The organism is Accumulibacter sp., from assembly GCF_023806565.1.
Classification (GTDB): domain Bacteria; phylum Pseudomonadota; class Gammaproteobacteria; order Burkholderiales; family Rhodocyclaceae; genus Accumulibacter.
Window position 1 is genome coordinate 24426 of sequence record NZ_JAMTDV010000028.1, and the last position, 13044, is coordinate 37469.

General features: G+C 59.3%; 11 protein-coding genes and 2 pseudogenes. 11 read left to right on the forward strand and 2 right to left on the reverse strand.

Going from position 1 to position 13044, the window contains the following annotated elements; all coding sequences use genetic code 11:
• Positions 1 to 76 precede the first annotated feature (76 nt).
• The 11 genes and pseudogenes from NFV80_RS03595 to NFV80_RS03645 all read left to right on the forward strand — a co-directional run bounded on the left by NFV80_RS03595 (position 77) and on the right by NFV80_RS03645 (position 12422).
• Entirely contained in the window at positions 77 to 283 is a 207-nt protein-coding gene (locus NFV80_RS03595; protein ID WP_041568872.1) for a hypothetical protein, read from the forward strand.
• Entirely contained in the window at positions 280 to 1266 is a 987-nt protein-coding gene (locus NFV80_RS03600) for an IS5 family transposase (protein WP_296757888.1), read from the forward strand. Before NFV80_RS03595 ends, NFV80_RS03600 begins: the two co-directional genes overlap by 4 nt.
• Positions 1267 to 1527: 261 nt before the next feature.
• A complete protein-coding gene (locus NFV80_RS03605; RefSeq protein WP_012806767.1) occupies positions 1528 to 1968 on the forward strand; it encodes a DUF411 domain-containing protein in 441 nt (146 codons plus the stop codon).
• Between the two features lie 18 nt (positions 1969 to 1986).
• Positions 1987 to 2331: a copper-binding protein gene (locus tag NFV80_RS03610; RefSeq protein WP_012806766.1), complete on the forward strand. Its 345-nt coding sequence runs from the start codon at positions 1987 to 1989 to the stop codon at positions 2329 to 2331.
• Positions 2332 to 2409: 78 nt separating this feature from the next.
• On the forward strand, positions 2410 to 3681 hold the full coding sequence (locus NFV80_RS03615) for a TolC family protein (RefSeq protein WP_012806765.1): 1272 nt from the start codon (positions 2410 to 2412) through the stop codon (positions 3679 to 3681).
• Positions 3678 to 5306, forward strand: coding sequence for an efflux RND transporter periplasmic adaptor subunit (locus NFV80_RS03620; protein WP_012806764.1), 1629 nt, complete (start codon positions 3678 to 3680; stop codon positions 5304 to 5306). The genes NFV80_RS03615 and NFV80_RS03620 overlap by 4 nt, the downstream gene beginning before the upstream one ends.
• A 24-nt stretch (positions 5307 to 5330) precedes the next feature.
• Entirely contained in the window at positions 5331 to 8465 is a 3135-nt protein-coding gene (locus NFV80_RS03625) for an efflux RND transporter permease subunit (RefSeq protein ID WP_012806763.1), read from the forward strand.
• Between the two features lie 42 nt (positions 8466 to 8507).
• Positions 8508 to 8850: pseudogene (locus tag NFV80_RS03630) on the forward strand (cytochrome c).
• 460 nt (positions 8851 to 9310) lie between these two features.
• Positions 9311 to 9613 (forward strand): hypothetical protein, encoded by a 303-nt coding sequence (locus NFV80_RS03635; RefSeq protein ID WP_169072233.1) that lies wholly within the window; start codon positions 9311 to 9313, stop codon positions 9611 to 9613.
• A 986-nt stretch (positions 9614 to 10599) separates the two neighbouring features.
• Entirely contained in the window at positions 10600 to 11118 is a 519-nt protein-coding gene (gene flgB / locus NFV80_RS03640) for a flagellar basal body rod protein FlgB (RefSeq protein WP_296757897.1), read from the forward strand.
• The gene (locus NFV80_RS03645) at positions 11115 to 12422 is read left to right on the forward strand and encodes an HD-GYP domain-containing protein (RefSeq protein WP_012806759.1); all 1308 of its coding nucleotides are present in this window, start codon (positions 11115 to 11117) and stop codon (positions 12420 to 12422) included. Before flgB ends, NFV80_RS03645 begins: the two co-directional genes overlap by 4 nt.
• 9 nt (positions 12423 to 12431) lie before the next feature.
• On the opposite strand, the gene copK is transcribed toward NFV80_RS03645, so the two are convergent.
• Entirely contained in the window at positions 12432 to 12719 is a 288-nt protein-coding gene (gene copK, locus NFV80_RS03650; protein ID WP_012806758.1) for a periplasmic Cu(I)/Cu(II)-binding protein CopK, read from the reverse strand.
• Between the two features lie 105 nt (positions 12720 to 12824).
• Positions 12825 to 12992, reverse strand: a pseudogene (locus NFV80_RS03655) (CzcE family metal-binding protein); the annotation flags it as partial.
• Positions 12993 to 13044 lie beyond the last annotated feature (52 nt).

The following is a 13044-nucleotide window of genomic DNA, read 5'->3' on the forward strand; positions in this document are numbered from 1 at the left end:
CGGACTCATTTCGTCCAACCGCGATGCCATCTTATGAGTCCGATACCAACAGGACGCTGACCTACGCGTTACGTTTTTGAAAGGTTTCGTACATGACGACCACGAAGCAAAGCCGGCCGCCGAGATGCCGAAACTGCCGGTGAGCAAGAGCAAAAAGGCCGACAGTCACCACCATGGCAGCCATGACCATGGGACGAACAAGAGAATCATTGACTTAATCGTCGCGGTGGACGATGCCGCTGGTATGATGTGCCCGGCGCTGACGATGGGATTGTGCCAGTGAAGCAGATCAGCTTTTCGGAAGCCGAGTTTGCCGCGAAGAGGCCGGTAACCAGACGCGAGCGCTTTCTTGCCGACAGGGAACGGGTCATCCCCTGGCAAGACGTGCTGGCGATCATCGAACCGTACTACCCGAAAGGGAAGCGCGGCCGGCCGCCGATCGGGCTGGAGCGCATGCTGCGGGTGTACCTGGTCCAGCAATGCTACGGCCTGTCGGACGAGGGGGTAGAGGATGCGATCACCGACAGCCAGGCGTTGCGGGGATTCGTGCGGATCGATCTGTCGCGAGAGGCGGTGCCGGATGCGACGACGCTGCTGCAGTTTCGCCACTTGCTGGAAGAGAAGGACCTGTCGAAGGCCATCTTCGCGGCGATCAACGCGCAACTGACGGCCAAGGGGCTGATGATGCGCGAGGGAACGATTGCCGACGCGACGATCCTTGCCGCACCGCCGTCGGTGAAGAACGAAGCGAAGGCCCGCGATCCGGAGATGCACCAGACGAAGAAGGGCAACCAGTGGCACTTCGGCATGAAAGCGCACATCGGGGTCGATGCCGAGAGCGGGCTGGTGCATACGGTGGTCGGAACGGCGGCGAACGCCGCCGACGTGACGCAGACCGCCGAAGTGCTGCACGGCGAAGAGACGACCGTGTATCTGGATGCCGGTTACACCGGTGTCGAGAAGCGCGAAGAGTTGAAAGACCGGGACATCGACTGGCAGGTGGCGACCAAGCGCAGCAAGCTGAAGGCGATCCCGAAGGAGAGCCAGCTTGGCCCACTGCTGCGGCGCCTGGAATCGGTCAAGGCGAGCATCCGCTCGAAGGTCGAGCACCCCTTTCACATCGTGAAGAACCTCTTCAGCCATCGCAAGGTCCGCTACAAGGGACTGAAGAAGAACACGGCCCAGTTGCACATCCTCTTTGCGCTGGCCAATCTGGTCATCGCCAAGCGACAGCTTCTGGCCCTTCACAGCCAAGATGCGTCCTGAGCACGGCGAAGGGCCCCGAAAAGGAGCGGCAAAGGCCAGGACGAGGCTTTGAACCCCGGAGAAATCGGCCGGTACGGCGCGACGCCTGACCGCGAGCGCTCGGTTTGCCGACTTGGAGGGGCCTTTGCGCGTGTTGAGGTCCATTGATCAGCGGTTCCCTAGGCGGCCCAACATTACACAAATGTAATCAGCGGGACAGCTAATTGTTGGCATTGCCTATCCATACTGCTGACGCCACTCGATTCAACCAGGGGCCTCGCCATGCGTAACCACGTCCTTGTTCTCGCCTTGATCACAGCCTTCGGTGCCGGCCTTTCCTCCGTCGCAACGGCAGGCGAAATGGTCGATGTCTACAAGAACCCGAACTGCGATTGCTGCGGCAAGTGGATTGACCACCTGAAGGACGCGGGCTTCGAGGTTCGCGCGCACAATGTCATGGACGTCCCGGCAACCCGGAAGCGACTGGGGATGCCAGACCGCCTCGGCTCCTGCCATACCGCCAAGGTAGCCGGTTATGTGGTCGAGGGCCATGTGCCTGCTGGCGACATCCAGCGCCTGCTCAAGGAAAAGCCGAAAGCCCTTGGCATCGCGGTGCCTTCGATGCCCCCCGGTTCGCCAGGCATGGAAAGTTCGAAACCCGTTCCCTACAACACGCTGCTGGTCCAGTCCGGCGGTGAAGCCAGCATCTTTGCCAAACATTGATCCCAATAGGAGAAACCCATGAAAACACTCATCACCGCCTCCCTGATGGCCATTGCATCTCTCGGAGCCGTTTCGGTCCAGGCTGCAGGCAACCACGCCGGCCATGCCATGGCTGCACCGGCCGCCGCGTCCGCTGAAATGCAAATGGTCGACGGCCAGGTCAAAAAAGTGGACAAGGCCGCTGGCAAGGTGACCTTGTCGCACGGCCCGTTGACCAACCTGAACATGCCGGCGATGACCATGGTCTTCAAGGTTTCAAATGCCGCCTGGTTGGACCAAATGAAGTCCGGCGATAAGATTCGCTTCATGGCCGACACCGTGAAAGGTGCCATCACCGTCGTCCATTTCGAACCAACCAAATAGCAAGATCGACTGGCGGCGAGAGGGTGATTCCATCTCGCTGCCAGCATGCTCCACAAAATGAATATTTCAGGAGGTCGCATGCGCCGACTCAGGCCGTTATCCATTTTGATCCTGGCGCTTGCCACCGCCTCTGGCGCGCCCGTTCTTGCCCAGGAGGCCGCCCTCGGTGCGAACGTCGACACCCTGATCAATTACGCCAAGACGCGCAATCCGGAGTACGCCGCGATGCAGGCCGAGGCCGAAGCATCGGGCGAGCGGGTGACGCCAGCTGGTGCCTTGCCCGACCCGAAATTCCGTACTGAATTGCGCGACATCACCCGGATGGGCGAACAAAGCGCAACGCTTTCCCCAAGTCGCGTCGGCAGCACCCGTTACCTGCTGATGCAGGACATTCCCTGGTTTGGCAAGCGCGACCTGAAGCGCGAGATTGCAGAGCTTGAAGCCGACGGAGCCAAGGGTCGTGCGCTGGGCACCTGGGCAGATGTGGCCGGGCGGATCAAAGTCAATTTCGCCCAGCTTTATTACGTGCACCGCAATGAGCAATTGACCCGGGAAATCCTCGACCTGATGACCCGCCTGGAAAAAGTCGCCCAGGTACGCTATTCCGGCGGCCTGGCGGCACAGCAGGATGTCATCCGAGCCCAGGTCGAGCAGACCAACATGCGCAACGAGTTGATTGCCTTGGAAACCGAACAGCACCACCTGCATGCCCGGCTGAACGCCTTGCTGGCCCGCCCAAACAATGCGCCGTTGCAGGTGCCAACCCAGTTGCGCAAGCTGCCGGCGCCGGTGACGCTGGATTACGCCACGCTGGAAGAGCGCGTGCGCACCCGCAACCCGCAACTGTTCGCCGACGAATCGAAAATCAAGGCTGCCGAGAAATCTCGCGACCTGACCTACAAAAACCGCTATCCCGACTTTACGCTGGGCGTATCCCCCATCCAGTACCAGAACTCCATCAAGGAATGGGAGTTGATGTTCGAAGTGAATATCCCGCTGCAACAGTCTTCGCGGCGGTCGCAGGAGCGGGAATCCGAGTCGATGCTCAATGCCGCCCGCTCGCGCAAGGAAGCCACCACCAACCAGGTCTCCGCCGAACTGGCCGAGGCCCTGTCCGGCATCGAAGCCGCCCGTCGCACGGAAAACCTGCTGACAAACAGTCTGCTGCCGCAGGCCGAATTGACCTTCAAGGCGGCACTGGCCGGCTACGAGACCGGCAAGGTGGATTTCGCCACGTTGCTAGATTCCCAGCGCCAAATCCGGCAGGCCAGACAAGACCAGCTTAAGGCTCAAGTCGACGCCCAGATGCGTCTGGCCGAAATCGAACGTCTTTTAGGGGAAGATCTATGAACAAGGGTGCGGGACTGACCGTCGGCGTTATTGCGGTTGCCATGGCAGCCGGTAGTGGTTACTGGCTGGGCGGACGTGGTGACGCTTCCCATGGCGATGCAGCATCGGTCGCCAGCGCCTCAGCCGAGCCGGCCAAGAAAGAGAAAAAGCTGCTCTTCTACCGCAATCCGATGGGGCTGCCCGACACTTCGCCTGTGCCCAAGAAAGATCCGATGGGGATGGATTACATCGCGGTCTATGAGGGAGAGCAGGATGACGAACCGGCATCTGCCAACCAGATCAAGATCAGTACCGAGAAGGTGCAGAAACTGGGTGTGCGGACGGAAGCCGCCCAATTGCGCGTCCTTGACAAGGTGGTCCGCGCCGCCGGTCGTATCGAACCGGACGAGCGCCGTATCTATGCGATCTCTCCCAAGTTCGAGGGCTACGTCGAGCGCCTGCACGTCAATGTCACCGGCCAGCCGGTCGGCAAGGGGCAGCCGCTGTTCGAGGTCTACAGCCCGGAACTGGTTTCCGCCCAGCGCGAATACGCGATTGCCGCCCAAGGCGTCGAATCGCTGAAGGAAGCCGACGGCCCAGCGCGGGATGGCATGAAGCAACTGGCCGATTCCAGCCTGTTACGCCTGAAGAACTGGGATATTTCGGAGGAGCAGGTCAAGGCCTTGGCCAAGTCCGGCGAAGCGCGGCGCACGCTGACTTTCCGCTCGCCGGTTTCCGGCATCGTCACCGAGAAGAAGGCGCTACAGGGCATGCGTTTCATGCCGGGCGAGGCGCTTTACCAAGTGGCAGACCTGTCGGCCGTCTGGGTGGTCGCCGACGTGTTTGAGCAGGACATCGGCCAGGTCAGGACTGGGGCCAAGGCCAAGGTCAGGATCAACGCCTACCCGGACAAGACCTTCGAAGGCACGATCAGCTATGTCTATCCGACCTTGAACGCCCAGACGCGCACGGTACCGGTTCGCGTCGAACTGGCCAATCCGGGGCTGCTGCTCAAGCCGTCGATGTTCGCCCAGGTCGAACTGCCGGTGGGTGCCAAAGGCCAGGTTGTCACGCTGCCGACCTCCGCCGTAATCGACAGCGGTGCCCGCCAGATCGTGCTGATCCAGCAAGGCGAAGGTCGCTTCGAGCCACGCGAAATCAAGCTCGGTGGCCGCAGCGACAATCATGTCGAAGTGCTGGAGGGTGTCAAAGATGGCGAGCAGGTGGTGGTCGCTGCCAACTTCCTGATCGATGCCGAGAGCAACCTCAAGGCAGCGGTCGGCGGTTTCGGCCACGCCGCCCACGGTGCCGCCCCGACGGACGGAAAACCGGCAGTGCCCGGACAGGCAGCCGCCAAAGGATCCAGCCACCAGGCCGAAGGTACGGTGGATGGCATTGACGCGGCAGCCGGCACGATCAGTCTCAATCACGGCCCGGTCGCCAGCCTCAAATGGCCGACCATGACCATGGAGTTCAAGGCCGCCAACGCATCGCTGCTGCAAGGGCTGAAACCGGGGGCCAAAGTCGCCGTCGAGTTCGTCGAGCGGCAGCCCGGCGAATGGGTGATTACGGCCGTCAAGCCGCTGCCAGCAAACCAGGGAGCCGGCACGCCGGCCGTCGGCGCCAACCCGCACGCCGGTCACTGACCGAGAACCACGGAGAGTCGCCCCATGTTGGCCAATATTATCGGATGGTCGGGCCGGAACCGCTTCCTGGTCTTGTTCGCCACCCTATTCATCACTATCGCCGGCATTTATGCCGTATTGCGCACGCCGATCGATGCCTTGCCTGACCTCTCGGACGTGCAGGTCATCGTCTATACCGAGTATCCCGGCCAGGCGCCCCAGGTCGTCGAGGATCAGGTCACCTATCCGCTCACTACAGCCATGCTGTCGGTGCCGAAATCAAAGGTGGTGCGCGGTTTTTCGTTCTTCGGCGCCTCCTTCGTGTACATCATTTTCGAGGATGGCACCGACATCTACTGGGCGCGCTCGCGCGTCCTTGAATATCTCAATTTCGCCTCCAGCCGCATGCCGAAGGGCGTCACGCCGTCGCTTGGGCCGGACGCCACCGGCGTCGGCTGGGTTTACCAGTACGCGTTGCTCGCCAAAGACAAGACGCTGGCCGAACTGCGCACCATTCAGGATTGGTACGTCCGCTATCAACTGACCAAGGCCCATGGTGTCGCCGAAGTGGCCTCGATCGGCGGCTTCGTTCAGACCTACCAGGTCACCGTCGACCCGGTCAAGCTGCGTTCCTACGGCATTCCGCTGATGAAGGTGGCACAGGTCATCCGCGACTCGAACCGCGATGTCGGCGGACGCGTCGTCGAGATGGCCGAAACCGAGTACATGGTGCGCGGCAAGGGCTACCTGCGCGGCAAAAGCGATCTTGAAATGCTAGTCGTCAAAAGCGACAAGGGCACGCCAGTGCTGATCCGCGACATCGCTCGCGTCGAACTGGTGCCTGATGAACGGCGCGGCCTGACCGAACTCAACGGTGAAGGCGAAGTTGTGTCGGGCATCGCCATGGCGCGCTATGGCGCCAACGCGCTGGAGGTCATCCATAACCTGAAAGCCAAGATCGACGAAATCGGCGGCGGCTTGCCGGCCGGCGTCACCGTCGAGACGGTGTACGACCGTTCCGAACTGATACACCGCGCCATCGACACGTTGAAACGGACGCTGATTGAGGAAGCGGTCATCGTCGCGCTGGTCTGCATCGTCTTCCTGATGCACGTGCGCAGCGCGCTGGTCGCCATCCTGATGTTGCCGGTCGGCGTGCTGATCGCTTTCATCGCCATGCGATCGCTGGGCCTGAACTCCAATCTGATGAGCCTGGGAGGCATTGCCATCGCCATTGGCGCCATGATCGACGCCGCCATCGTGATGATCGAGAACGCCCATAAACACTTGGAACGCCTGCCCGAAGGGCATACCACCGCCGAGCGCGCTGATGCGATGCTCGCCGCCTGTAAGGAAGTCGGCCCGGCGCTGTTCTTTTCCTTGCTCATCATCACCGTCTCCTTCCTGCCGGTGTTCGCCCTCGAAGGCCAGGAAGGGCGGCTGTTCTCGCCGCTCGCCTACACCAAGACCTTCTCGATGGCCGGCGCGGCGCTGCTGTCGGTGACGCTGGTGCCGGTGCTGATGATGCTGTTCATCCGCGGCAAGATCATGCCGGAAGCGAAGAATCCGGTGAATCGCTTCCTGATCTGGGTCTACCGGCCGATCATCGCCGGCATCATGCGCTGGAAGAAAACGACCATCGTTGCTGCCGTCGTCGCCTTGGTGGCCTCGATTTACCCGGCCTCTCAACTCGGCTCGGAGTTCATGCCGACGCTCAACGAAGGTTCGCTGCTTTACATGCCGGCGTCCTTGCCCGGCATGTCGATCACCAAGGCCGCCGAGCTGCTGCAGACGCAGAACAAGATCATCAAGAGCTTTCCCGAGGTTACTTCGGTCTATGGCAAGGCCGGGCGCGCCAATACGGCGACCGATCCGGCGCCGACCGAGATGTTCGAGACGGTAATCAACCTGAAGCCGGAGTCCGAATGGCGCCCGGGCCTGACCACCGACAAGTTGATTGCCGAACTCGACAAGGCCCTGCAATTCCCCGGCGTCGCCAATTCCTGGACGATGCCGATCAAGGCGCGCATCGACATGCTGTCCACCGGCATCCGCACGCCGATCGGCATCAAGGTCTTCGGCAAGGATCTCGGCGAAATGGAAAAGGTTGCCAGGGAAATCGAAGCCGTCGTCAAAGCCGTTCCCGGAACGACCAGCGCCTACGCCGAACGCATCACCGGCGGCTTCTACCTGAACATCGAACCGGACCGCGAACAGCTGGCGCGCTACGGCCTGGCCGTCGGCGACCTGCAGGACGTGATCGGCACGGCGCTCGGCGGCGAAATGGTGACGACCACGGTCGAGGGCCGCGAACGCTTCGGCGTCAGCGTGCGCTATCCGCGCGAATTGCGTTCCGACCCGCAGCAGATCGCCCGCGAAGTGCTGATCCCGACCATGGACGGCGCGATGATTCCGCTCGGGCAACTGGCCAGGGTGGGCGTCGCCAAGGGCGCGCCGTCGATCCGCACCGAGAACGCGCTGCTCTCAGCCTATATCTTCGTCGACATCCGCGACCGCGACATCGGCAGCTACGTCGCCGACGCCAAGAAGGCGGTCGCCGAACAGGTCAGCTTCCCGCCCGGCTACTACGTCACCTGGAGCGGCCAGTTCGAGTACATGGAACGGGCTATCGAGAAGATGAAAATCGTCATCCCGGTGACGCTGCTGTCGATCTTCCTGCTGCTCTACCTCAACTTCAAGCGCCTCACCGAAACGCTGATCGTCATGCTCTCGGTGCCTTTTGCGCTGGTCGGCGGCGTCTGGCTGATGTGGTGGCTCGGCTACAACCTGTCGGTCGCCGTCGCCGTGGGCTTCATCGCCTTGGCCGGGGTCGCGGCGGAAACCGGGGTGATCATGCTGATTTATCTCGATCATGCTTGGGAAGCGTTGAAAGCCAAACGTCGGACGGATAATCAGGCCCCAACGCTGCACGATCTCTACGAGGCCATCATGGAAGGCGCCGTGGAACGGGTTCGCCCGAAAATGATGACGGTGGTGGCAATCATGGCGGGCCTGCTGCCAATCATGTGGGGCACGGGGACAGGCTCCGAAGTCATGAGCCGCATTGCGGCGCCGATGGTCGGCGGGATGATCTCGTCGACGGTGCTGACGCTCGCGGTCATCCCAGCCATCTACGCTTTGGTCAAGCAGTGGCGAATCAAACGGGGAATGGAGCAATGAGGCACAAGCTTGTTTTGGATTCCTGCATCGCTTCTTGTGGCGATGCTGCCAAGCCTAGCCCTGGCTCAAGGCTGGAGCATTCCCAAACCCGGCCCCGGCCTAATGCCCAATCCCGGCATGGGCAAGGCGCTGTTCGCCAACCACTGTGCGGGCTGTCATGGCGGCGACTTGAAGGGATCGGAAAAGGGGGCCGCCCCTGCTGCACAAGATTTATGAGCCGTCACATCATGCCGATGCGGCATTCCAGTTGGCCGTGGCCAACGGTGTGCGGGCCCATCACTGGAAATTCGGCGACATGGCCCCGGTGAAAGGGGTAACGCCGGACGACGTCGCCCTCGTCACCGCCTATGTACGGGCTGAGCAGCGGAAGGTTGGCATCCAATAGCGGATGGTGCGAACAAAGCACTATAAAGGGAAAAATTGCCCAAAAAAGATGACTCAATGCGACCGTTTGAGGTTGCGATTGCCATTCTTGTGGTGCTCACCACTGGATTGAGAGACCATCATCGCGATGCCTTCGATTTGGCAAAGGCGGTTTTGTTGCGGCTTACGCGGGGCAAGGCATCCGCGCTGGCTTATGTGCGTCGGATTGTCGCTGACAAACTGAACTGCCCCGATGACCCACAGTGGCAAGTTTCTGCAGCGGATTCGAGAGGCTGAGGCAACAAGTCCTTCTGGGGCTAAGCGCCCAGACGTAAGAAGTAATACTCTCTGCGATCGGCACGACAACACGCTGACGAAACAGTGACCGAATTGTAATCCTCCCGTTATTGGGGCGACAGCTACCCACAGGCAAACTCTCCCTACGAGGCAATGAGCCTTGATCGTGCCGCAGGGAGCAAATCATGTCCGCACACAATTCGTTCGCTATCTTCAATGTACCCTCCGACCTCCATTTGGATTTGGTTGCCCGGCTGGTTGACGTGAATCTCGACTGTTTGGAAAGGATGGTTTCCACGCAGTTTTCCCCGATCAAGGAACTCCTTGAGCGAACACCGTCGTTTTCTCTGGATCAACCTGGGCAAACAGGGGCATGGTGGGCTGCCGTAGGCTTTTTCTCCATCAAGTATTGGAAGGCATGCACCCTCGATAGTTTGGATTACCAACACCGAGTTCTGCAGACGCTGGCCCGACATTCGGCAAAGTGAACTTGATGATGTCGTCAAGGCCGGCGCGTTGACAAGACTCCTCCGGGAAGCTCATTGTCTGTGCGGAAATAATCAAAATACTCAACGAGAACCTGGTTGAACTTCGTCAGGTGGCCCAGGATGCGTTGGAAAACGGAATTCTGATGGGGTGTTGCGGACGGCAATTGCGTGAGGCGCTCGCTGACGTAATCGGGCATTTGGTGAAACCGTATTCGGCAACGCTTGCTAACGACAATGTAATTTGCAAGTCACCTTGTTGACGGCGACAGAAGCATAAACTGCATTTGTCCATGCGATTCGGACCATTGAATTCCCCAAAACCCAGAAGCCACGATCATGAAAATCTCTTCCCTCATCGCCGCTGTTCTGTTCGCTGGAGCAGCCACGACGGGTGCCGTCTACGCCGATGACAAGGCCGCGGCCCCGAAGGCTGCCGAAGCACAGGCTGACAAGGCGGCTGACAAGCCCGCATTCTCATCTCCAGGAGAAGACCGGTATCCCGCAAAGCATGCCGGATGCGAAGGCCGATAAGCCCAACGCAGCCAAGTACAAGAGCAAGCACTACCATCCACGAGATATGAAGTAACTTGCCTGTAAGGCCCCGACTTTTCAGCTATGGACATCCGCAAACCGGCAGAGCACGGCAATCGATGTGTGTGTCGCAATCTAGCACTCGCGGTCGGGTGTGACCCGAAGATGCTGAATTACAACTATTGTCGGACGGTGCTTCAGAAACGCTGGATCGTCGAATGCAACCATGGCTGCCTGGCAGAGATTCCTATGGCGGACATTGGTCTGAAATGGCATGACGTCGGCCAAATTGATCCAGTGAAGGCCATCCTGATCATGAACGGGTAGTCGCCGTCATGGCAGGAGTTCCATCCATTTCCCCAGCTGCAAACACCCCGTCGCCACCGGTGCAAGGCGGACATGAGGAACATGGAGGGGGGACGGCTATCACCGACAACGGAGCATTTTCCCAAGCCTTGAATCAGGCGATTGCCCAAAAATCCAACAATCGCGGAGGCGGCCACGGTACTCATGGCAGAGAATTTTCTGGGACGGCATCCAGTACGACATCGGCCCATCCCAAGGACCTCTCAATCGGGCAAGGTGGTCATGCCGGCCATGATTTTCAGCAGAAAATGCTTGGGGTTCGGGCGTATCGGCAGCAACTTCTGGCCTCGAATATCGCCAATGCCGATACGCCTGGCTACAAGGCGGTCGATATCGACATCAATGAGGCCGCCCGAGTCGTCACGAGCACGGCGGCATCGCTATCGTTGGCCACTACCGCTAATGGCCATCTGTCAGGGGGAACGCAGGCACCACCGTTCCCGCTGAAGTTCCATGTACCGTATCAAGCCGCAGCCGATGGTAATACGGTGGAGATGGATGTTGAGCGACAGAAGTTTTCCGAAAACTCACTGATGTACCAATTTTCCCTTGATCGGGTCAGCGGGCATTTCAAGCATCTCATGGAATTACTACAGAATTTGAAATGAAAACCATTGAACTCCCTGAAACTCCCCGGCAATTGCACCACCTGTTGGCACGACGCCTTGGCATCGGTGCGCTTCTGGTTGGCAGTCTCGCGGGAGGTCTTGCCTACTGGGTCGAATCGTATCGCGTCGAGCAGCGTACTCTTGAGCGCGCTATTACGGGGGTCAGGCATTTCGAGTCGCCTGCAATGCAGTTGGCGGTCGGCGGTGAGAAAGGAGATGGTCATTCCGCGATTTCGCAGTTGCTGACCGACGAGTTTGTCGGGATTCGAGTTTTTGCATCCAATGCCGAGATGCTGTTCGACGTCTGGCGACCACTGCCCGAAACATTGAAAGAGTTTGCCCGACAGCAGCGCCATCCATGGCCAATCCCGCCCAATAGCCATAGCAAGCGAATCCCCGTGGCAGGAGAAGAACTGGTCCAGGTCATTCTGCCGATGACCACGAATGATGGCCGTCTTGTGGGCTATGTTGAGGGGATCAGCCTGGTTTCCCAGTCAGCCTTGCATGAGAGAAAACTTCAGACTCGTGGGGCTGCGCTAACAGCCACGATTTCGGTACTCGCCGCGGCACTGCTGCTCTATCCATTGATGTCAGGATTGCTGGGGCGTACGGTGGCATTGTCGTCTCGACTCCTGGACGCCAATCTCTCACTGCTGCGATCTCTCGGAAACGCCATCGCCAAGCGTGACGCGGACACCGACGCCCATAACTACCGGGTTACCTGCTATGCGGTCACACTTGCTGAAGCGGTGGGCGTTGACAAGGAAACCGTTACCGAACTGGTGCTGGGCGCCTTTCTCCACGACGTTGGAAAAATCGGTATCCCGAATCAGATTTTGTTGAAACCGGGACGGCTGACCAGCGAAGAATTCCAGGTCATGCAGACCCACGCAGTGCTGGGCATCGAGATTGTCGCTGGCAATCCCTGGCTGTCCGGTGCCGAGAAGACCATCCGGCATCATCACGAACGCTTTGACGGGAAAGGCTATCCAGACGGACTTTCAGGAAAGGCGATACCGCTCGCTGCAAGAATCTTTGCCCTGGTGGACGTGTTCGATGCATTGACCTCCGTTCGTCCCTACAAACCAGCTTTGTCATTGGACGAGACGCTGAGCATCATGGAACGGGAGGCTGGGCAGCATTTCGACCCGGCGATCTATGCCGTCTTCCGCCAGATTGCTCCGATGCTATACGAGCAAGGCCAGTCCAGAGATCACACCCAATGGATACTGGAACTGAAGGTGATGCTTGAACGGTGCTTCAAAATGAAAACGGCCCCCGAAGGAGCCGTCGAATTTGCGTGATGCGGGAAATCAAGGACCGCGATGCCCTTCGCGTAGCAGTGGGTTGAGGCGCATGACTTCGTCGCCGTGCATGATGATCTTCTGACCATCCTTGGTTTCCATCACCATGCCTTTCTCCATGCGAATCGCACGACCGAGTTTGTCCTCCATGCCCATTTTCCCATCCTTGAAAATGTAGACCGTCGAGCCATCCTTCAGCTCAATCACTTGCTTTGCAGCAGCGCGAGCAGCATCGGATGCGAATGCGGTCACTGAGACCGCGCTCATCAGGGCAACCATCAGCATTTTTTTCATCATTTCAATCTCCTCAAGAAGTTGTACTGCAGTATGAATAGTAGGGTGTTGATCCTGACAATTTGCCATCCAGTAAGTGACAAGTTCGTCACTCATCTGTCAGGCTGATCAACTGCCTTGGTAGAAATGGTTCTCGGTTAGATAGACTGTGATGCCGTCGGCTTCCGGTACGATCTTGGAGAGCGGAAAGGCCGCCGTGCCGAGCGTATCGAAGGTCCAGACAACACTCTTGCCATCGACATTGAGCTTGAGAGTTTCCAGGCGCGTGACGTTGAGATATACCGTGCGCGGTCACGATTGAATCTTCTGGAAGGTTTGGAAGTTCAGG